The sequence below is a fragment of the Kaistella gelatinilytica genome, assembly GCF_015679325.1.
Classification (GTDB): Bacteria; Bacteroidota; Bacteroidia; order Flavobacteriales; family Weeksellaceae; genus Kaistella; species Kaistella gelatinilytica.
The window spans coordinates 313,260-334,409 of the sequence record NZ_JADPVI010000004.1 but is presented as its reverse complement, the minus strand read 5'-3'; the positions used below and the strand labels follow the sequence as shown (position 1 = coordinate 334,409).

The 21,150-nt window shown below is 35.2% G+C and carries 18 protein-coding genes; 10 read left to right on the top strand and 8 right to left on the bottom strand.

What is annotated here, in order from left to right; genetic code table 11:
• Positions 1 to 236: 236 nt before the first annotated feature.
• From IV494_RS14310 to IV494_RS14300, 3 genes are all read left to right on the top strand, one after another.
• Complete coding sequence (locus IV494_RS14310) at positions 237 to 794, top strand: YciE/YciF ferroxidase family protein (protein WP_196080781.1); 558 nt, start codon at positions 237 to 239, stop codon at positions 792 to 794.
• A 318-nt stretch (positions 795 to 1,112) separates the two neighbouring features.
• Positions 1,113 to 2,147 carry a T9SS type A sorting domain-containing protein gene (locus tag IV494_RS14305; RefSeq protein WP_196080780.1) on the top strand — a complete coding sequence of 345 codons (1,035 nt, stop codon included), beginning with the start codon at positions 1,113 to 1,115 and terminating at the stop codon, positions 2,145 to 2,147.
• A 10-nt stretch (positions 2,148 to 2,157) separates the two neighbouring features.
• Positions 2,158 to 3,192, top strand: a complete 1,035-nt coding sequence (locus IV494_RS14300) for a T9SS type A sorting domain-containing protein (protein ID WP_196080779.1) — start codon at positions 2,158 to 2,160, stop codon at positions 3,190 to 3,192.
• 98 nt (positions 3,193 to 3,290) lie between these two features.
• Here the strand turns inward: IV494_RS14300 and IV494_RS14295 are convergent, their stop codons facing one another.
• Positions 3,291 to 3,722, bottom strand: a complete 432-nt coding sequence (locus tag IV494_RS14295; protein ID WP_196080778.1) for a helix-turn-helix domain-containing protein — start codon at positions 3,720 to 3,722, stop codon at positions 3,291 to 3,293.
• Between the two features lie 201 nt (positions 3,723 to 3,923).
• Entirely contained in the window at positions 3,924 to 5,594 is a 1,671-nt protein-coding gene (locus IV494_RS14290) for a helix-turn-helix domain-containing protein (protein WP_196080777.1), read from the bottom strand.
• Positions 5,595 to 5,918: 324 nt separating this feature from the next.
• Between IV494_RS14290 and IV494_RS14285 the strand changes: the two genes are divergently transcribed.
• Positions 5,919 to 6,485: a YciE/YciF ferroxidase family protein gene (locus IV494_RS14285; protein ID WP_196080776.1), complete on the top strand. Its 567-nt coding sequence runs from the start codon at positions 5,919 to 5,921 to the stop codon at positions 6,483 to 6,485.
• Positions 6,486 to 6,515: 30 nt separating this feature from the next.
• Complete coding sequence (locus tag IV494_RS14280) at positions 6,516 to 8,654, top strand: catalase (RefSeq protein WP_196080775.1); 2,139 nt, start codon at positions 6,516 to 6,518, stop codon at positions 8,652 to 8,654.
• 58 nt (positions 8,655 to 8,712) lie between these two features.
• Here the strand turns inward: IV494_RS14280 and IV494_RS14275 are convergent, their stop codons facing one another.
• Positions 8,713 to 10,548 (bottom strand): FAD/NAD(P)-binding protein, encoded by a 1,836-nt coding sequence (locus tag IV494_RS14275; protein ID WP_196080774.1) that lies wholly within the window; start codon positions 10,546 to 10,548, stop codon positions 8,713 to 8,715.
• A 205-nt stretch (positions 10,549 to 10,753) separates the two neighbouring features.
• On the opposite strand from IV494_RS14275, the gene namA reads away from it, so the two are divergent.
• Positions 10,754 to 11,800, top strand: coding sequence for an NADPH dehydrogenase NamA (namA, locus tag IV494_RS14270; protein ID WP_196080806.1), 1,047 nt, complete (start codon positions 10,754 to 10,756; stop codon positions 11,798 to 11,800).
• A 62-nt stretch (positions 11,801 to 11,862) separates the two neighbouring features.
• Here namA and hemL read toward each other — a convergent pair whose 3' ends face one another.
• From hemL to IV494_RS14255, 3 genes are all read right to left on the bottom strand, one after another.
• Positions 11,863 to 13,146: a glutamate-1-semialdehyde 2,1-aminomutase gene (gene hemL, locus IV494_RS14265; RefSeq protein ID WP_196080805.1), complete on the bottom strand. Its 1,284-nt coding sequence runs from the start codon at positions 13,144 to 13,146 to the stop codon at positions 11,863 to 11,865.
• A gap of 76 nt (positions 13,147 to 13,222) precedes the next feature.
• Complete coding sequence (locus IV494_RS14260) at positions 13,223 to 14,272, bottom strand: glycoside hydrolase family 73 protein (RefSeq protein ID WP_196080773.1); 1,050 nt, start codon at positions 14,270 to 14,272, stop codon at positions 13,223 to 13,225.
• A gap of 221 nt (positions 14,273 to 14,493) precedes the next feature.
• A complete protein-coding gene (locus IV494_RS14255; protein ID WP_196080772.1) occupies positions 14,494 to 15,399 on the bottom strand; it encodes a 1-aminocyclopropane-1-carboxylate deaminase/D-cysteine desulfhydrase in 906 nt (301 codons plus the stop codon).
• A gap of 105 nt (positions 15,400 to 15,504) precedes the next feature.
• On the opposite strand from IV494_RS14255, the gene IV494_RS14250 reads away from it, so the two are divergent.
• Together IV494_RS14250 and IV494_RS14245 are read left to right on the top strand one after the other, a co-directional pair.
• The gene (locus IV494_RS14250; protein WP_196080771.1) at positions 15,505 to 16,323 is read left to right on the top strand and encodes a LytR/AlgR family response regulator transcription factor; all 819 of its coding nucleotides are present in this window, start codon (positions 15,505 to 15,507) and stop codon (positions 16,321 to 16,323) included.
• A 108-nt stretch (positions 16,324 to 16,431) separates the two neighbouring features.
• Positions 16,432 to 17,751, top strand: a complete 1,320-nt coding sequence (locus IV494_RS14245) for a S41 family peptidase (protein WP_196080770.1) — start codon at positions 16,432 to 16,434, stop codon at positions 17,749 to 17,751.
• Positions 17,752 to 17,960: 209 nt separating this feature from the next.
• On the opposite strand, the gene IV494_RS14240 is transcribed toward IV494_RS14245, so the two are convergent.
• Positions 17,961 to 18,293, bottom strand: coding sequence for a hypothetical protein (locus tag IV494_RS14240; RefSeq protein WP_196080769.1), 333 nt, complete (start codon positions 18,291 to 18,293; stop codon positions 17,961 to 17,963).
• A 39-nt stretch (positions 18,294 to 18,332) separates the two neighbouring features.
• On the opposite strand from IV494_RS14240, the gene IV494_RS14235 reads away from it, so the two are divergent.
• Both IV494_RS14235 and IV494_RS14230 read left to right on the top strand, forming a co-directional pair.
• On the top strand, positions 18,333 to 18,533 hold the full coding sequence (locus IV494_RS14235; protein WP_196080768.1) for a DUF5522 domain-containing protein: 201 nt from the start codon (positions 18,333 to 18,335) through the stop codon (positions 18,531 to 18,533).
• Positions 18,534 to 18,589: 56 nt separating this feature from the next.
• Positions 18,590 to 19,123, top strand: coding sequence for a DUF4136 domain-containing protein (locus IV494_RS14230; protein WP_196080767.1), 534 nt, complete (start codon positions 18,590 to 18,592; stop codon positions 19,121 to 19,123).
• Between the two features lie 252 nt (positions 19,124 to 19,375).
• Here IV494_RS14230 and pafA read toward each other — a convergent pair whose 3' ends face one another.
• Entirely contained in the window at positions 19,376 to 21,019 is a 1,644-nt protein-coding gene (gene pafA / locus IV494_RS14225) for an alkaline phosphatase PafA (protein ID WP_196080766.1), read from the bottom strand.
• Positions 21,020 to 21,150 lie beyond the last annotated feature (131 nt).

Here is a 21,150-nt window from a genome sequence, read left to right as displayed (position 1 = left end):
AATTTTAAACGATGAAAATTCCCTGCTCTTCTATTGCGAAAATTCTTTTTTGGGTATAGATATTGAATAAATAAATAATTCCACTAAAAATTTTAATCGTTATTCGCTATAAATTTATGAGTAAGAAAGGGTGTAATCACGGTACCAAAATATGATTATAAACAAAACTAATATCGTAATTTTACTCTTGCAATTTCGCGGTCTTTTTAAATTTAGTGAACAAATAAATGAGGCTCATGAAAAATTTAGACAAAAATATTGATCCTTCATCAAAAGAAGATAACACCAAATCAAAATCTGTTTTAGAGGATTTTTTCATTCATTCTTTACAGGAAATGTACTTTGCTGAATGCGAGATCTCTAAAGAATTCGCACTCATCGAGGGTCAGATCATTTCGGAAAATTTGAAGAAAATTCTTGAAAATCATTATTCCATTCTGCTTAAACATAAAATACGCCTGGAAAAGATTTTTGGATTAAAAGATCAATCGATCGAAGGTAAAAATTGCGAAACTTTTAATGCTTTATTGTCAGAGGGAAAGAAACAGCTTGCAATGTTCGCAGATGATCCCGTAAATTGGGAAATAGCTCTGATCCTTGTTTCTCAAAAATTAGCACATTATAAAATAGCCTCTTATGGCGGCCTTGCTCATCTGGCGATTAAATTAAACTATTATAAAGCTGCAACTTTATTAGCAGTGAGCGCCCAGGAAGAAGAAGAATTTATTGCCAACCATTTAAATCGCATATTCGATGCTTTTCTGGCTTCTCATGTTGAAGGGTACAAAAATTAAGTACGTAATTCTTTAGGTGAAAATTTCACTTATTTAAGTTTTCCGACCATCTTAATTCTTCACTCTGTTAAACACCGATTTAGAATCTGGTTTTTTGCTCCCGACAGAAAATATAAATCGATTTTTAGATCCTTTACAGTCATTATTTTTCACGATCACTTGCCATTACTCAAAATCTATATTTACCATTAAGAGGAAGAGCATTGCTGTAAAATCCTTTTGAATGGTCGGACACAAGTGAAATTACCTCTGAAAAAAATCCGTAGGTTGTGTAGACCAGATCACCGCAACTTTTACATAGATTTACAAAAAAAATTTATGAAAAAACAACTACTCTCTTTGTTACTTTTATCTTTTGTATTACAGGCAAATGCGCAAATTATTTTACGTCAGGATTTTTCTACTTTAAATGTTGGAAAATTAGATGGTCAAAATGGCTGGACCAACAACAGTTCTGCAGGAGGAACCGGTGGTGCAATATCTGGCGCTGAATTCGTTTCCGTATCAGCAGACGCTTTATCTTATCCAAATTACGGTAATGCTACAAAGTCTATTGCAATGAAGCAGACCGTTGATCAAGACGGACCGGGACATTTATTAGCAACCCCAATCACCTCTGGAACCTACTATTTTTCTTTCTTAGGAAATTTTAGCGCTTATCCAACTGCAACATCTTTCTATGACGTTTTGAGAATGATGAATGGTGGAGCTTTCACCACCTCTGCAAGAATCTGGGTACAGCCTGGAAGCACTGCGGCAGGTTTTAAAATTGGAATTAAAATTGGCGATTCTACGAGTCCAGCCGGCATTACAACTTCTGATTATGCATTTAATCAAACGCACTTATTTGTAGTAAAATACGTAATTAATTCAGGGACTTTAGACGATACGATGGTGCTTTACGTAGATCCTGCATTTGCTTCGGGAGAACCTGCGACACCAACTTTAACGGCACCTTTAGCATCTTTCGAATATTCCAATAATATTGACAGGGTAGCTTTCCCTTACAACACTCCAAAAGCAGGAAAAGCTGACGGCAAAATTGGTTTGGTAAGTATCGCAAGAACCTGGGATGAATTAGATTTTCCAGAAACTTTGGCTACTGCAAATGTAAATGCAAGTCAAAATCTAACCTTTCATTATGAGAAAGGAAATATTCTGATTCAACAAATAGGTTTCAATGACGCTGATTTCAAAATTGTTTCCATAGATGGGAAATTAATTTACAATTCAAAACTCAACGCACAAAAAAATCAACAGCTCAACGTGGGCCAACTCAACAAAGGAATATACTTCTTGACGGCTCAAAGTGGCAAAAATTCAGTTAACAAAAAATTTATCATCAACAATTAAAATTTTAAAAATGAAAAAAATTTCTACCTTATTATTATTAGGAGCAATTAGTTTAATCCAGGCTCAAATATTATTCTCAGACGATTTGGCTTCCTACACTGCAGGACAATTATTATCTTCCCAGGGAACCTGGACTAATAATTCAAGTACCTATGGCGGTGGAACCTGTGCCGGATCTGGCTGTACGAATACAACAGTTATGGCGGGAGCTCTTAATTACACGAACTATATTTCTTCAGCCACAACAAATGTTGCAGCGATCAAACCCAATCAGGATGCAGTGGGAACTCCACTTACTACTCCTTTGATTATGCCGGCAACATCGTCGACGATTTATTATTCATTTTTGATCAATGCTTCTGTCGTTCCAACTGGTACTCCAGGTGATGTTTTGCGTGCTCTTGCCGGCGGAAATTTTAACACCGTAATTCGTATGCAGTTGAAAAATGCAGCGGGAGGATTTACGATCGGTGGATCAAAAAATAGTGGAACTAATGTGTATTCTTCAACGGTTTACCCATTGAACACTACGCATTTGATCGTTATTAAATATACGGTAAACAGTGGAAGTACATCAGATGACGTTCTTAAATTTTATGTAAATCCTACTGCAGCGGCTGAACCTGCAACTGCAGATGCAACAATTTCTGCGGGAAGTGATTACGCTGCAACGTTCACCATGGATCGATTTTTATTGAGAACCAATACCGCAGGAGTTCCTACAATGTCTGCAGGAGCATTCAAAGTAGCACAAACATATTCTGATTTATTTGTATCAGGAACTTTAGCAACCAATAATTCTGCTCAAACAACAAAATCGATCTCAATAAAAGAAAATCCCGTAACTGATTATCTAAAATTGAATATCGACAAAACTTTCGATTCCAAAAACGCTACAGTTTCTATCGTTGATGCTTCGGGTAGAGTTGTGAGATCAGAAGGATTATCAGAAAACATTAACGTAAAATCATTGAAAGCAGGTGTTTATTTCGTCCAAATTAACGGTGGTAATAACAAATCATCTCTTCGATTTATCAAAAAATAATTCAATCTTTTTCTAGATACAAATCGGACAGAATTAATCTGTCCGATTTTTTTAAATATAAGGGAGAAAATATCTGAAGATAATTTTAAAACTTTTTTTTATTGAAGATTTCTAATAAAGGTTGAAGGCAATATCCCTTTAGAATTTTTGAAGATAAAAGAAAATTTATTGGGAGAAGAAAATCCAGCTTCTTTTGCAAGAACTGCAATTTTATACTTTCGATATTGTCGGTCCGACTGCAATTTTTTTACGATGTACTGAATTCGAAGTTCATTGATATAATTGTTATAATCCCGTTCCTTACAAAAGTTAAGAACGTGCGAAATATATTTGGTGTTGCTTCTACAAAATGACGTTAATTTAAGAAGAGAGATATCATTTTTTAAATAGAGATCTGATCTTTCAAATCGCTCCAATTTTCTCAATAATTTTCGAAGCGTATCCGTCGTGATAAAATCCGTGTGGCGATCAAAACTTAGAACAGAACTTTCTTCAGAAGCAACTTTTTTTTCGATACTGTAAACACTCATCGTAAGATTATTTTAACTGAAAAATGAGAATCGCGAAAACAATTTCTGCGAGTTCATTTTTGTAAAAATAATTGAAGATTGGTATCGAAAAGAATCTTTAAGGTATCAGTTTACGTAAAACGAAACTCCTATAAAGTTCTCAAAAACTCCATGAAATAAAGGTTTTACATTTTTTTAGACATTCGAAAAAGAGAATTATTATTAGGTTGAAACTTCTTCTTTTTCCTCATTTTCTTCCACATATTTAATGAAAACCGAGGGCGAAATATGCGTCACCTTTTTGAAAACCGTCGCAAATTTATTGGACGAAGAAAATCCCGCTTCTTCTGCAAGTGCCGCAATTTTAAATTTCCGGTATTTTGGAACGCGTTCTAATTTTTCGATGATGTAATTGATCCGCAATTCGCCGATATAATTATTAAAATCTTTTCCTTTATGAGAATTGATGACGTTTGACAAATATCTTGGATTGGTCTCACAATAGGTAGAAAGCGTGGAAAGCGAAATCGAATTTTTCGTGAACAAAGTGGAATTTTCGAATTTTTCCAGTTTTTTCAGAAGCTTCAATTCGGTAGAATCTATCATGATCTTCTCCGTAGTTTTCAAAAATTGAGCTTTATTTTCAGTTAAAATTTCTTTCGGTTTTGCATTAACTTGCATTTGTTTTTCCTGCTCCTGAACTTTGGCATGAAGATCTGCCATTATTTTTTGAAAATTTTCAAAATCTCTTCGATGTTTCTTTCTGCTGATTAAGAAATATAAAAAGGCAAAAACCAAACAAATCGAACCTCCCAAAATGATGATTTTACTCGTAGAAATTTCTTCCTTTACAACCACATTTTCCTTTTTCAAATCCACAATCGATTTGTCTACGAAAGAATCTTTCTGCTTCTGGATGTTTTCTACTACAACTTCCTGTTTGCTTTGTACTTCCAAAAGTCCATCAAGATCTTTCGTCAGTTGATAATATTTTTCAGAAGTTTCATTCACTTCTTTTTTCAAAGCCAGGAATTGAGATCTATTTGAAATTTCCTGCGCTAAAGTGATGTATTTTTTAGCATTTATTTCGTCCTTTTTGTCAATGTAAATCCGTGCTAAACCACTATAAATAATGCCTTTTATATAACTGTCTGGAATCGCATCCGTAATTTTCAAAGCTTTTTGGTAATGATCAAAAGATGCCTCATCATTTTTTAATAAATAAAAATTTTCTCCTAATAAACTTTCGTTTTTTGCGAGTAAAAAAGGTTGCGGATCCTTTACCAGATTGAGATGTTTCTGGGATTGCTTTACATATTGAATCGATTGCGCGTAATTTTTAAATTTTATTTCAGCTTGCGCTCGTTCCTGGGAAATAACTCCCTGAATATTATTTGAAATATTTTTATCTTCAATTATATCGCTAGTTTTCAAACATTTATTAAAATATTCCTTGGACTGTTTGTAAAGATTTAAATCCATGTACAAACTCGACAAAAATCCGTAAATCTTGCTCTGCATCAAATATTCGTCTGTCGGTTCGATGATCGCTTTTGCCTTTAAAGCAAGTTCCATCGCCTTTTCTACATTGCCTTTTTGAAAATACAAATTTGCAGAAAGCATCAAACTTTTTGTTTTAAAACTCGGTGTTTCGGAAATTAAAAAAAGAGAATCCGCAACTTTCAGCGCCGCAGGAAAATCCTTTTGCGCCGTTTCCAAAAATGTCTTATTGTAAATTTTATTGTAAGCTTCCGTATTCTGGGAAAAGACCAAAATAGAAGTAAATGAGAAGATAAGAAGCGCACTTTTTTTCATTGAAATAAAAAGATCATCAGAATTTTTTCTAATGGTTTTATCACTTGCTAAAGTATATTTTAAATTTCTACTTTCCAATAGATTTCACCTTCAAGTTTCAATCAGCAGTTTTTATTTAAAGGTAAAAATTCATTAAGATTTGAGTGGTCTTTTCTTAAACGTTCTAATTCAAATGTTTAAAGAGCCAATATTAAATCATTAAAACAATTTGATGTTTTGGTTTAATAGTTGATTCCAATTTTTACCTAGAAGGTTCATATCTAATGGTATACATTTAAATTAAATTATGGATTTAAAATATATTCTTTCAAAAATTTATCAACTTTTTCTTAAATTTTCTCCATGCACTTAATTAAACACATTTAAATTATATAACATTAATAAATATAAAACCTGAAACAAATGGACACCAAAAAATCAAAATCACCAAAATCAGAAAAAAGTGGCATCGCTAAAAATTTAAAAGAATTTTTTATCGACGAACTTAAAGACATTTATTGGGCAGAAAATGCGCTGGTAAAAACCCTTCCGAAAATGTTCGATCAGGCAACAGATCAAAAATTGAAAACAGCCATTAAAGACCATTTGGCTCAAACAAAAGAACATGTTACGCGTTTAGAACAGGTTTTCGAATCGATGGGCTTAAAAGCGGAAGGTAAAAAATGTCTCGCCATGGATGGAATTATCAAAGAAGGCGCAGAAATTATGGAAGAAACCGCAGAAGGTCCAGTTCGTGACGCCGGTATTATTGCAAGTGCGCAAAAAGTAGAACATTATGAAATCGCGACTTACGGAACTTTAGCAGCATTTGCGAAAACCTTAAATGAAAGAACTGCGCTAGATTTACTTCTAAAAACCTTAGGCGAAGAAAAAAAATCCGATTGTTTGCTTAGTACGATTGCAGATACTAATTTGAATTCTCAAGCAGTTGATGGAAAATTACAGTCTAAAGATTTAAATGCCGTTTAAAATTTAATCACCAACATTAGAAATACTACTATGAAAATAAACGAAAGCGAACCGTTTGAAAATGGCGCGAATCCAAAACAAGAACAATTAGGAAAATTCACAACCGATAATAACGGTGAATTTCTGACAACCGACCAAGGTTTAAAAATAAATGACGATCAAAACTCTTTAAAAACAGGCGAAAGAGGCGCAACATTATTGGAAGATTTTATTCTTCGGGAAAAAATTACGCATTTTGACCACGAAAGAATTCCGGAAAGAATCGTTCATGCTCGCGGTTCCGGAGCTCATGGTGTTTTTGAACTGTATAAACCGATGGGAAAATATACAAAAGCAAAATTCCTCAACAACACTTCTATAAAAACTCCGGTTTTTGCAAGATTTTCCACAGTTGCAGGATTTCGAGGATCAACCGACGTTCCAAGAGATGTTCGTGGTTTTGCCGTGAAATTTTATACCGAAGAAGGAAATTACGACTTGGTTGGAAATAATATGCCTGTGTTTTTTATTCAGGATGCCACGAAATTCCCGGATTTAGTTCACGCCGTAAAACCTGAACCACACAACGAAATTCCTCAAGCTGCTTCTGCGCACGATACTTTTTGGGATTTTATTTCGCTTATGCCCGAAGCAATGCATAATGTAATGTGGTTAATGAGCGATCGCGCGATTCCGAGAAGTTTACGAACAATGGAAGGTTTCGGAATTCACACCTTTCGCTTTATCAATGATGAAGGTAAATCCCATTTTGTAAAATTCCATTGGAAACCAAAACAAGGCGTTTTAGGTTTAGCTTGGGACGAAGCGCAGAGAATTGCCGGAAAAGACACGGATTTTCACCGTAGAGATTTGTGGGAAGCAATTGATGAAGGTCATTTTCCAGAGTGGGAATTGGGCGTTCAAATCGTTCCGCAGGAAGATGAACACAAATATCCTTTTGATTTACTGGATCCTACGAAATTAATTCCGGAAGAAATAATTCCTGTGGAAATCATTGGAAAAATGACTTTGAATAGAAATCCTGATAATTTCTTTGCCGAAACAGAGCAAATTGCTTTTCATCCCGGACATTTGGTTCCAGGAATTGATTTCACGAATGATCCCTTATTGCAGGGAAGATTATTTTCGTACACCGATACACAAATTTCCAGATTGGGAGGACCGAATTTTCATGAAATCCCCATTAATAAATCGATTCCAGAAGTGACGAATAATCAGCGCGACGGAATGCACAGAATGCAGATCGTGAAAGGAAAAGTTTCCTACAATCCAAATTCTATGGGAGGAGGTTGCCCGTTCCAGGCGAAAATTGCGGAAGGTGGGTTTAATTCTTTCGAAGAGCGCATCGATTCTAAAAAAATTAGAATGAGAAGCAATAGTTTCTTCGATCATTTCAGTCAGCCAGAATTATTCTATAAAAGCATGACGGACAATGAAAAAAGACACATTCAAAATGCCTTTTCTTTTGAACTCGGAAAAGTGAAAATTGTTCCGATCCGTCAAAGAATGGTCAATATGCTTTTGGAAATTGATGAAGGATTGGCAAAAATCGTGGGCGATAATTTAGGTTTGATTCCGGCCAAACTTCCACAACCAATTACGGGAAGTATTCCTGCGGACGGAAATTTGGAGCATTATCATTCTTTCAAAGAAAAATTAACGATTAAAGATGCGCCGTCTTTAAGCATGTCAAATAAATTAGTGAACGACATTAAAGCGAGAAGAATAGCATTGATTACTGCAAATGGTGTAAATGATGAAGCCTTCACAAAAATTAAAAAAGGATTGTGTGATCTGGATGCGATGGTTGCAGTAATTGCACCAAAACATGGTTTTGTCACTACGAAATCTGGCGATCAATATCCGATTGACGAAAGTTTGTTAACTGCAGCTTCTGTCGTTTTTGATGCAGTTTATGTTGCAGGTGGCGACGATTTGAAAACACTTTTAGGAAATGCAGATGCGCTTCATTTTGTGGCGGAAGCTTTTAAACATTGTAAACCGATTGCTTGTGACAGTGACGCGAAAGAATTTTTACAAAAAGCAATTCCCAAAATTAAACTTCCTGCAAAAGGAGTTTCTACGAATGGAAAGTTAGAAGATTTTGTAAAAGATATTCAACAACATCGATTCTGGGATCGGGAAAATAATCCAGTTGTTCCAGCTTAATTTTCTGATTTAAATAAGAAAGGCTCCGTAATTGGAGCCTTTTTCATTTTTAAATATTTTATAAACCATCCACATCTTCATATAATTCGGTGATGGTTTCAATTTCTTCACTTACATTTTTATCTTCTACAATTTCCGCTAACCAAGATTCTACCACGATTAAACTTGTTGCGCTACATGCTTGAAGTCCGTAAGAATAAGGTCTTAATCCATTTGCATGCGTAAAATTGATATCATATAAAAAAGGATTTGCGATATTTTTTTTGTTAATCGTTCGGTAACTTGAATCAATTTCAATTCCAGATAATTTCATTGCTAAACCTTCCTCAGTTTCTACCAAATCTATTTTATCCGATTTTTTCGCTTCTTCTTTTAAATATTTTTCGCCCGCACATTTTGCAGTTGCAGTGCGAATAACACCCTGTTTTGCTAAAGTTTGAAAAGGATAATCCTCTAATTCCAGTTTTTTTCCACCGCCACAATTCACGAATAATTGGTATTCTAGTTCCTCTTCCGCCCCATCTTCAGATTTTACGGTGATTTTAGTTTTTCCTTTTCCAAAAGCATCATCAGGAAAATTGACAAATCCACTTTTTAGTTCGATACATTTTGCATCATAAAGCGCCAACAAAATATTCGCAGATTGAAGCGGCAAAGCTGCAATCACATTCATTAAAAAAGACATAATTTCCTTCTGAAAAAAGAGGTGATCTTCCGCTGATAAAAGATCTGCATGATAATTTAAACTGTACATTAAATCATCCAAAGTTTCCATCCAGTAAATCGGAATGTTGTTTTCCACAGAATTTTTTGCGGTCACCATTTCCTTTTTCATTCCTTCAAATGAATTTACGTACTCGTGTTTATCCGACATTAGCGCGACGAAATCTTTAAAACTGAAAGAAGGATCTTCCAATTTTTTAACGACACCTTCCAAACGATCTTTTCGAAAAGCCTCAATTAAAGCCGGTCTGCACAAAACATCGAAATAATTCTCAATTCGTAAAAAACCATCTTTATTAATTAATTCTAAAATTTGATTTCGATTGAAATGACGATAAATTTCGCGGATCGGTTCTTTTTGTTCATACTGCAAATGCGGCAACCAACCTTCGGCAGAATGCAGAACAATTTTAAAGTCAGGATTTTCTTTATTTTTTTTGAAAGTTAATCTACCGTCAATTTTTTCAAAAATTCCTGCACGATGCGATAAAGAAGTCACTACATCAAACGCACTTAAGGAAGCTCCCAAAGTTCCGACTGGAAAATTATAACCTTTTTCATCTTCTGGAATAAGTTTATGAATTGGCCAGGGTGAAGCAAAATATCCAGATTCCGGATGATCTTCATCGCCCCATTCATGACCATTTGCAATAATGACGGTAGAAAATTTATTTTTATCCTGATTACAGTCAGTGACGATCAATTGATTTTTATCTTTTGAAATGTCCGACACTTCACATCTGACTTTTTGAATCACCTCAATTCCTTTCGATTCTAAAGCCGAAATCAAAAGCTTAAACTGCTCTTCAAAATAATGTCCGAGAGAAACCCGGCTGTAAACTTCCGAATCATCAATTGGAAAATCTATTACATTCAACTTTTCTAATAATTCTGGAGTCTGTTTTCGAAGCCAGTCTGCAAAAGATTCCTGCAGCATCGGAATTTCTTCGGAAGAAATATTCGCCAGATTATAAATGTCCGTCGTTTTCGAATTGTAAGGCATTCCAATTCCCAAGACTTCTTCTTTTTCGAAAATAGTGATCTTTTGAATTTTTGATTGTAAAACATTAATGTTTTCCCAAATATATTTGAGAAGAAATAACGCAGTTGGACCGCTTCCAATGATCGCAATATTTGTCAAATCACTTTCGGAGATAATTTTTTTAGTCATAGTTGTAGTTTAAGATCAGCCAAATTTATTTGATGAAAGCCAAAAGTTCAGTAAAGGTAAAAGTATTGTCTGAAAAAATTCATCTAGAAAAAGAGATTTTGGTCTAAAATACCTTTCTCTTTTATCGATATTTTGAATGGCTAAAAATGTGCCGCTCCACTCCACTTGTTGTAAATTTGTGCTCTTAATTAAAAAAATATTTATGATTTTATATTCGCCTATTAAATTTAGAAATCTCGAACTCAAAAACCGTTGGGTAATGTCGCCAATGTGTATGTATTCCAGCAACGATGGTGTTGCAACCGATTTTCATTATGTTCATTACGGAAGCCGCGCTCAAGGTGGAACCGGATTATTGATGGTTGAAGCAACTGGAGTTGTTCCTGAAGGTAGAATTACCAATAAATGTATGGGACTTTGGAACGATGAACAGGGAAAAGCTTTGAAAAAAATTGTTGATTTTGTTCATGAAAATTCCGAAAGTAAAATTGGAATTCAATTAGCTCATGCGGGAAGAAAAGCTTCGACGTGGAATGGCAAACAAATCTCATTGGAAGAAGGTTGGGAAACTGTTGCACCTTCAAAAATTCCTTATTCCGAAGAAGAAAGAATTCCACATGAATTATCGGTTGCGGAAATTAAAAAACTTGTTCAGGATTTTCAGGATGCTGCGAAAAGAGCTTTGGAAGCAGGATTTGATTTAATTGAAATTCACGCTGCGCATGGATATTTAGTTCATCAGTTTTTGTCGCCATTATCAAATGTGAGAACCGATGAATACGGTGGAAGCTTCGAAAACAGAATTCGCTTTTTGGTAGAGATTGTTGAAGCGGTGAATGAATTATTGGATGGAAATCATCCGCTTTTTGTGAGAATCTCCGGAACGGAATATGCTGAAAATGGTTGGGATATTGACGAAAGTGTAAAATTGGCTGAAGTTTTAAAATCAAAAAACGTTGATTTAATTGATGTTTCCAGTGGTGGAAATATTCAAGGTTCAAAAATTACTTTGTTTGATGGTTATCAAGTTCCACTTTCCGCAGAAGTCAGAAAAGAAACGGGAATAAAAACTGGCGCAGTTGGACTTATAAAGAGCGCAAAGCAAGCCGAGGAAATTTTACAGAACAATCAGGCTGATCTCATTTTTGTAGCCCGTGAAATTCTCAGAAATCCTTACCTTCCGGTTCGCGGCTCCTTTAAAAATAATGATGATTGCTTTTTCCCGCATCAATATGAAAGAGCTAGAAATTAAAAACCTAATCAGCAAATAACATGAAAGCCAGTACAAATTGAACTGGCTTTTCTTATATAGTTTTAAGAATATTCAAACTTTCGAATCACTTCCAAAGTTTTATCGATTTCACTCTCTTTAATCGCAGCAGAAATAAACCAGCTTTCAAATCCGCTCGGCGGTAAATAAATTCCTTTTTCTAAGAGCTGATGGAAGAAATTATTAAACAAAGCATGATTCGCATTTGCTGCTTCGTCAAAATTTGAAACCGCATTCACATGAAAAAATATGCTCATCATCGAACCTTTCCTGTTAATTCGGTGCGGAATTGATTTCTGATTTAAAATTTTACCAATTTCAAAATCTAAAGTTTCTGTTGATTTGTTTAATTTTTGATAGAAATTTTCATCACTTTTGATGAGTTGCAAAGTCGTTAAACCCGCTCGCATCGCTAGAGGATTTCCACTCAGAGTTCCTGCTTGGTACACTGCACCTTTTGGCGCTAAATGATCCATGATCTCGTTGCGCGCTGCAAAAGCTCCAACAGGAAGTCCACCACCAATTACTTTTCCAAAAGTTACGATATCTGCTTTTACATTATACAATTCCTGAGCACCACCGAAAGCCAGTCGGAATCCCGTCATCACCTCATCAAAAATTAAAAGTGCGCCGTTTTCATCACATAATTTTCTCAAATTCTGCAAAAAATTATTTTCAGGCAAAACGCAACCCATATTTCCGGCAACCGGTTCTACGATAATTGCAGCGATCTCTCCTTGATTATGTCGGAACAGATCTTCCACTTCTTCGATATTATTATATTTCGCAAGCAAAGTATCTTTCGCGGTTCCGGGAGTTACTCCGGGAGAACTTGGATTTCCAAAAGTTGCCATTCCGCTTCCCGCTTTGATTAAAAAAGAATCAGAATGTCCGTGATAGCAACCTTCGAATTTGATAAATTTATCTCTTCCTGTAAATCCCCGAGCCAAACGAATCGCACTCATACACGCTTCAGTTCCGGAAGAAACCATTCTGATCTGGTCAATATTCGGTACATTTTCTACGATATATTTCGCGATCTCCGTTTCAAGTTCAGTCGGAGTTCCATAAGAAAAGCCTTTTTCTGCTTGCTTTTTAATCGCCTCTAAAACTTCCGGATGGGTATGTCCGAGAATCGCGGGACCCCAGGAATTGATGTATTCGATGTATTGATTGTCGTCAACATCGGTCATATAAGCACCTTTCGCAGATTTCATAAAAATGGGAACGCCGCCTACAGATTTAAAAGCACGAACGGGAGAATTTACGCCGCCCGGAATATATTTGTACGCTTCGTCGAATAAAGCTGAACTTCTTTGGTAATTCATAATTGATGAGTAATGAGTAATGAGTAATGAGTAATGAGTAATGTAAAAATCTACGGCTAAATAACTAAAGCCTGTTCTACTTTCTGGGTTTTTTGCTTTGAAGATAGATGAGCTGTCCGGATTGTGGTTGTTGACCGTAATCCATTCGGTTTTTAGCATAGAGTTTTTTCAGTTTGATTCCGAATTTCTGCGAAATATCGTGCATCGATTCGCCAACCTGAGATTTATAAGTTGCAACGTTTCCGCTGGAAGATTTTGATTCTAAGAAAAGAATGTCATTTCTTTTTAATTGCGTTCCGTCCAATTCATTCCATTTCATTAAACGACTTTCGCTGATACCAAATTTTTTCGAAACTGCTTCTAAATCTAAATTATCTGGAATAATCACGAATTTCATTCCATCATTCGGATGACTTTTAATTAAAATTGAATTTAAAGTTTCCGCTTTTGAAACGATCTTTTCAACATTCTGCTGCTGTTTCGCATATGAAACCTGTTCGTAAGGAACTTTTACAGTTACGGGGTTTGAAGAAGATCTGCTTTGATCTAACTGTGCCATAAAAATACGGTCATTTTTTAGATCAGGGTACATTCTCAAAACGACGTAAAGAACCTCGCCAGAACTTGTTTTATCAAATTCATAGAGTCTGTTCTTTTCAATTTTATCGATGAGAATGTAGGCGTATTTTGGATTCGTTGCATACCCGGCTTTTTTCAAACCGTGTGCCCAAGCTTTGTAATCCATCATATCAAGTTTGAACAAATTCACGTAAAATGGTCGGTAGGCGAGAAATTTTGAGTGGTCTTCGTAAGATTGTCGCGGATCATTGTAAACCCGAAAACACTCATTCGGAGCATCGTCGGTGTGCGTCATTGTTTTTCCGGTCCAGTCTTCTTTACATTTAATACCGAAATGATTATTTCCCTGTTGTGCCAATCGACTTTGTCCACCGCCGGTTTCCAGAAGTCCCTGTGCTAAAGTGATTGAAGCCGGGATCTTATATTTCTCCATTTCTTCTACGGCGTACGGCGCGAATTTCTGGATATATTGCTCATCTGTTTTCCAGGTTTGAGCGTGAAATTTTGCTATAATTAGGAGTGCAAAAGCAAAAAATATTCTTTTCATAAATTCTTTTTGATGATTTTAAAACAAGTATAGTTTTATCTCATAATTCAATTATTGTTAGCGTTCTTTTGTAAGACACAAAAGTTTTCTTATTCGTAAATTTTTATAAAGTCAACATAAAATAACATTCAACTTTTTTAGAAGGAAGTTATTCTTTTAAAATAAAAGTCTGTAATCAGTGCTTTAAAATTAAAATTTTTCGTCTTTGCGTTTAAAACACCTTATAAATTAATCAATTCCCGGTTTTGTTTTTTCAGCATTTCGTTAGCTCCGAAAATCCCCTGCAAACCACCTGTATGAAAAGCGAGAATGTTTGATCCTTCCGGAAAATAATTATTTTCTATCATTTCGAAAATCCTCATCATCATCTTTCCGGTATAAATCGGATCAAGCTGAATTCTGTGCCCTTCTTTGATGTCATTGATAAAACGGATATTTTCGTCACTTATTTTACCGTAACCTCCATCGTGTGCCTCTAGAAGTTTAAAATTATTTCTTTTTGAAAAAGCCAACACCTTATTATATAAGGAGTCATCATCTACTACTTTGAAACCTAAAACCTGCTGATTTTCTTCCGCAAACTTAGATATTCCGGCAATTGTTCCACCAGTTCCAACTGCGGTGCAAAGATAATCAAAACTTTTTGTATCCGAATTGAGCATAAACTGGATTCCTTCCACAGCGAGTTCGTTGGTTCCACCTTCCGGAATGATCAAAGCTTCGGGAAATTCTTTTTGTAGGAGTTGTCTTAAAGAATCTTTGTCTCGATATTCTTCTCTGCTCACAAATCGAAATTCCATTCCGTTTTCATGCGCCAATTTTAAGGTTGGATTTTCCTGCCATTTGTTTCGAAGTTCTTCTCCACGAATAATGCCCATAGTTTTCAATTGAAATTCATTTCCCAAAGCAGCGGTTGCGGCGATATGATTGGAAAAAGCGCCACCAAAAGTAATAAGGAAAGGATTTGCTGGATTTTGATCTAAGTAAAAATTGATATTATAAAAGAGTTTCCAATATTTGTTCCCTGAAATTTGAGGATGAATGAGATCTTCTCTTTTCAGAAAAAGTTGGATGTTTTTCTGAAGAAGGATTTGGGTGATAGGAATTGAAATGGTGGGGATTTTCATTGGGGCAAAGTTCGCAAATATTTGGAGAATATATTTTTTACTTTTACAGAGAAATTTTCACTAATTTCAATAAATATCTATATTCATACTATAAAGTCTTTCCCTTTGAAAAAAATATTAAATCTACCATTTCCAAAGACTCAAGAGTTGAAGCAAATTTTCCTCCAGGCTTTGTTTATCGCAGTTGCGGTTTATTTATTTTTGATTTTATTTCAGCCTTTTGGAACTTATACTTTCCATCATTCGCTGAAATATATTATTCTACTTCCTTATGCAATAATCGTATTCACGGTTTTCTCTCTCGCTAAGATTCTGCTGAGAAAGTTTTCTGATCATTTTTGGAAAGTGAGTGACGAACTTTTGAGCATTGTGGGAATTCTAGTTTTGTCTTCCATTTTCAATTACTTCTATAATATGAGCGTAATTCGACAATCTCCATTTGATTGGTCGGATCTGGGTTTTATGATCCTTTTCACTTTCGCTTTGGGAACTCCAATTTTCGCAATTTACTTTTTTGCGCTTCTAAATTTTAAAAATGACAAAAATGAATTGATATGGGTTTCGCAAAATTCAGAAAATATTTTGGAAGAGAATTCTCAGAATGATCAACCCATTCAAATCAATGACCTGACAATTGTAGAAGGTCATAAAAATTTTATTTTTGCGAAGTCCGAAGGTAATTATTGTACCATTTATTATCAAAATAATTCGATGCTGGAAAAGAAACTGATCCGAATTTCTCTTTCAAATTTAGAAAATCAGCTGGCAAAAGAAAAAAATATTGTTAGATGTCACCGTTCATATCTGATCAATAAACTGCAGATCATTTCTAAAAAAGGAAATGCGCAAGGTTTAAAACTAAGGCTCAAAAATATTGAAGAGCAAATTCCAGTTTCCAGAAATTATCTTCAGGCAGTAAATTGATAATTTCTCCTTGCTGTTCATCACAAATGCTTGTTATTCGTCACAAATGGCGGTTTTGAATAGTTTCCAGTGCTTTTTAATTTGATATTTGCAAACAAATAAAGTCTTATGAAAACCCTTTTTCTCAAAATCGCCGCAGTACTTTTGCTACTTCCTGTCTTTACTTTTGCTCAAACGAAATGGCTCATTAAGAGTGAAACTAATTTTAATTTTATTCTGGAGACAAAAGTTGAAGGAAATAAAATAGAGGGTTCTACCAGAAAAAACGCGATCAAAGATTATTTCTCTATAATTGAATATATGGTGGTGAAAAAGAAATTCGATCTCGACACGCCGGAGTTTATTCATCTGGAAGCAACAGCTAACAATCGAAAAGATTTCAGGGGGAAATTTTCAGAATTAAGAACGAAATACGATTTGATTTTGAGAATGGATGATCAAAACATAGAACTTGAATTAAAAGATTCGAAGGGCAAAGTGAAAATCTTAAAAGGCGAAAAGCTGGCAGAAAATTACCAAGGCAAAAATTATTCGAAACTTGCGGATAGTTTAATTTCTAATATTGAAACCAATATTTTTGACCGGAAATATTTGCAAACGACTTCTTACCTGGATTTCAAAAAAGACCTTTTAAAGAATACACCGAAAATTGTTGATGATTTTGAATTTCAATATGCTTTTATTATTTCAGCAATAATAAAAAGAAAACTGGAATTCAGCCACTTAAATCTGATGAAGAAAGGTGGAAATGCCGGAGATTCCAAATTTACATTGACCGAAATTAATCCAAAAACCTGTGTTTTAGATATTGATGCCTTTAATGGCAACCGAAAGAAAATTGATTCTTTAATTTCTCAAATTAAAGTCAAAAAGTACAGTAATCTTATCATTGATCTGCGAGATAATCCCGGCGGAAATTTTGAAACCTCACTTCCTTTGGGCAATTTTCTCACCAACAGAGAATTTGTCGTAGGTTATTTTCCGAATCAAAAATGGTATAATGAAAATAACCGAAGTCCAAATGAAACTGATCGAGGACATTTTAATATTTTCCGGTATGGAACTTTGGACGAATTTTATAAAAAAGCAGCGGATCAATCGGGAGCTTTTCTTTTAACAAGTCCAGATGCAGAAACTTTTAAAGGGAAAGTTTTTATACTGACGAATAATAAAACAGGAAGTACCGCGGAAGTATTTACCACTGCGGCGAAAGAAGAGAAACTCGCTACGATTGTTGGGACAAAAACTGCAGGTGTTTTATTAAGTGCGAAAGGTTTTGAATTGGATAATGAGTTTGCAGTGATTATTCCGACGAATGATTTTATTTCTGATAAAGGATTTCGGGTTGATCGCGTTGGGATTTCTCCGGATGTAGAAGTTGGCGAGGGTGATGCTTTAGATTACGTTTTGAAGAATTTGATTAAATAATTTATTATTTATTGCACCTTAGAGAATGATCAACAAATAACTGTTCTCCGGTGTAACGGCTTAATCTTCCCAAAACGATATTTTTTTTGAGGGCGAGATCTCCGCCCCGACTTGAACGGAGCTCTTTTTAATTGGTGACTGAGCTTGTCGAAGTCAGCAATTAAAAAAGCGGGAGTGGAAGGCGGAAATTGGCGCCCAAATAATAGTAATTAATCCACAATATATTTCCAGAAACTCCAATATTTTCTTTTGGCGAGATAGTTTAGATCGTCTTCCATGGCGTAAGCTTCGCGCTCGAAAGAGATTGATTTGTAGGCGAGAAAAGAATCTTTTAGTTTGAAAAAGTGGCAATAATATTCTAAAACATACCATATGTAAAAGAAAATAATCAGGAGTTCGGCTTGTTGACGCAGATGGATCTTTTCGTGGTTGATCAAAATTTTATTGCGCAGATCGTGCTGGTTTTTTAGAAGGATAAAAGGGAAAAGGGTGATCCCCGAAATTTTTGTATTTTTGAGAAGCGATTGGCATACAATTATCATCTCACAAATATATCAAATTCAGGAATTCTGATTTAACTAATGGAGCAGAAAATCATCAAAGAACACGAAGACTTTTATTACAACGAACAGGGTTATAAAGTTTTTACAGAACATTTCCATCTTAAGCGCGGTTATTGCTGCAAAAGTGGATGCAAACATTGTCCGTTCGGCTACGATAAGAAGACCGATTCATTTAAAAAGCCAGTGAGAGAAGAGACAAATAGAGAAGTTAATAAGTAATCAGTAATCTGTAATTAGGAATTTAAAAATTTAAATACAATATAAATTTTCAAGTCATGAGCAAAAAATATATCTTACTTTTATTGGCTTCGGCCACATTGGGACTTGCTTCTTGCAGCCCTTTTCAAGTTAAATCTGATTATGCAGAAACCGCCAATTTCAATATGTACAAATCGTATAAATTGAGAGTTGATGATTTAAAAATGAACGATATCGATAAGGATCGTGTTTTAAACGAGGTTTCGAAGCAGTTACAAATGAAAGGTTTGAGTGTTTCCGATAATCCGGATTTGATTGTAAACGTAAAAGCGAATTACAAGAAAATTCAGGATGTACAAAGCAATCGACCTTACGGAATGTACGGTTGGGGCGGAAATTTTGGTTGGGGTGTTGGAATGAACAGAACGTGGAGTTCTAATTACAATGAAGGTGCTTTGATCCTTGATCTCATTGATGCGAGAACGCAAAAATTGGTTTGGCAAGGGGTAGGAAGTGGAATTTCGGTTGATTCGCCGAAAGCGAAACAGAAACAGATCCCGGAAATTGTGGCGGAGATCATGGCGAATTATCCGCCGAACAAGATGAAGTAATTTTTTTTAAAATAATGAAGACTGCAGTAATGCGGTCTTTTTTTTTGGCTATAAATGTGATGAGCTTTAACACATAAGTCACATAAGTTCTTTTTAGTGAATGCAAAGTCCACAGTAGTTTTAAGCAAAATATTTTTGAAGTTATATTTGTAATATTTGTGCAAGTGATTTGTGTAATTCGTGTTTACAATTTCCAAATTAAAAAAGCCGCTCGAAAGCGGCTTTTAAATATGAGTACAAAATTTTTAAAACTTATTTTTCGATCACTTCTGTAATTGGGTTACCGATGTTTCCGCTTGGAAACTGAATGTGCAACAAGGCAGAAATCGTCGGTGCGATATCGGTCATATTATAATCCTTATTGCTTTCACCGTTTTTAATTCCCCATCCCATAAAAATTAAAGGAATGTGTGAATCATAAGAATTCCAGGAACCGTGCGTCGTTCCGAGTTTGGAATAACTTGGCAACCACGAATCGTGATAAATGATCTGGATGTCACCACTTCGTTGCCAGTTGTAACCATTAACAATTCGGGTTTTTATAGGCTCAGGAACTGAAGATGATCCTGCTTTTTTCATATCAACTGCAAACAGAATAGATTTGTCTCTGTTCAACTGATCGATCAAAAATTGTTTTACTTTATCAACATCTAACTTATTGTCAGTCATTAATTTATCATCTAAATAAACTTGACTATTGCTCACATCACTCACCAATTTATCGGTTCCAAACTGATCTTTTAAAAGCTGGTTGAAATCTTTCTTAGAGTTTTCGCCATAAAATCCTGTTGGCATTTTATGTTCTTCCATGAATCCTTCTGAATGCGCTCCACCATGATCTGCAGAAAGAAACACTGTATATTGGTTTTTACCGATCGCCTGGTCTAAATATTTAAAGAATTCAGCCAGGTCGCGGTCTAATCTTAAATAAACATCTTCAACTTCGATAGAATTGGGTCCGAATTTATGTCCGGCGTAATCGGTAGAAGCTAAGTTAATGGCCAGAAAATCGGTGATCGCATCCGCTCCTAAATTTTCTCCTTTAATGGCAGCTTCCGCTATTTTCAGCGTTAAAGTATTTCCAAAAGGGGTCGAACGAATGTTATCTCTCTTCGTCTGGTAATCTGCAGCCAAATTATTGTAAGGAAAAGTCGGTGTTTTTGCACTTCCTAAAAGTCCTTCCCACTTCGAATTGTCGGGAGAGCTTTCGGTATATTGATTGATGGGAAGCAACGTATTCCAACCGTTTTTCACCAATTCATCTGGAATTTTTTGGGCATTAAAATCGTTCACCCATTTTGGCAACTGATTCATATAATAAGAACTCGTAATGAAATTTCCGCTGGTATCATCAAACCAGTAAGCTCCGGTCGGATTATGTCCTGCGGGAAGAATTGAAGCGCGATCCTTTAAAGAAACTCCAACTACTTTTGCCTGAAAATTAGTTGCTAACCGAAGTTCATCCGTAACCGTTGTAGACCACAAATTTTTAGGAGAATGACTGCCGACTTTCGCATCAGCTGTTCCGACCGGTTTTACGTTTTCATCGGTTGTACAATAAACGTCTTTGCCGGTAGTTTTATCGAACCAATCATTTCCGGCAATACCATGGATCGCTGGAACCGAACCTGTATAAATCGTGGTATGTCCAACCGCAGTGTAGGTTGGAATATAATTAATATGAACGTTGTTCAAAGAATATCCTTCTTTCAGCAATCTTTTAAAACCATCGTTCTGGTATTTTTCATAATAACGGTACAGATAATCCCACCGCATTTGATCAACTACCAAACCGACAACGAGTTTTGGTCTTTCGATTTGGGACGATTTATTTTTTTGAGCAGAAAAACCCGTTGAGAAAACGGCTAAACAAATGATGGAAATATTTTTCAACATAATTAAAAATTTACGGATGTTCGAATTTTAGAGACAAATTTAAGGGTTTAAAACTTAAGGACAGAATGAACTTTTCATGAATTTTCTAAACAGAAGATTGAAAATTGAAAAATAGATTTTGAGATTGCGTC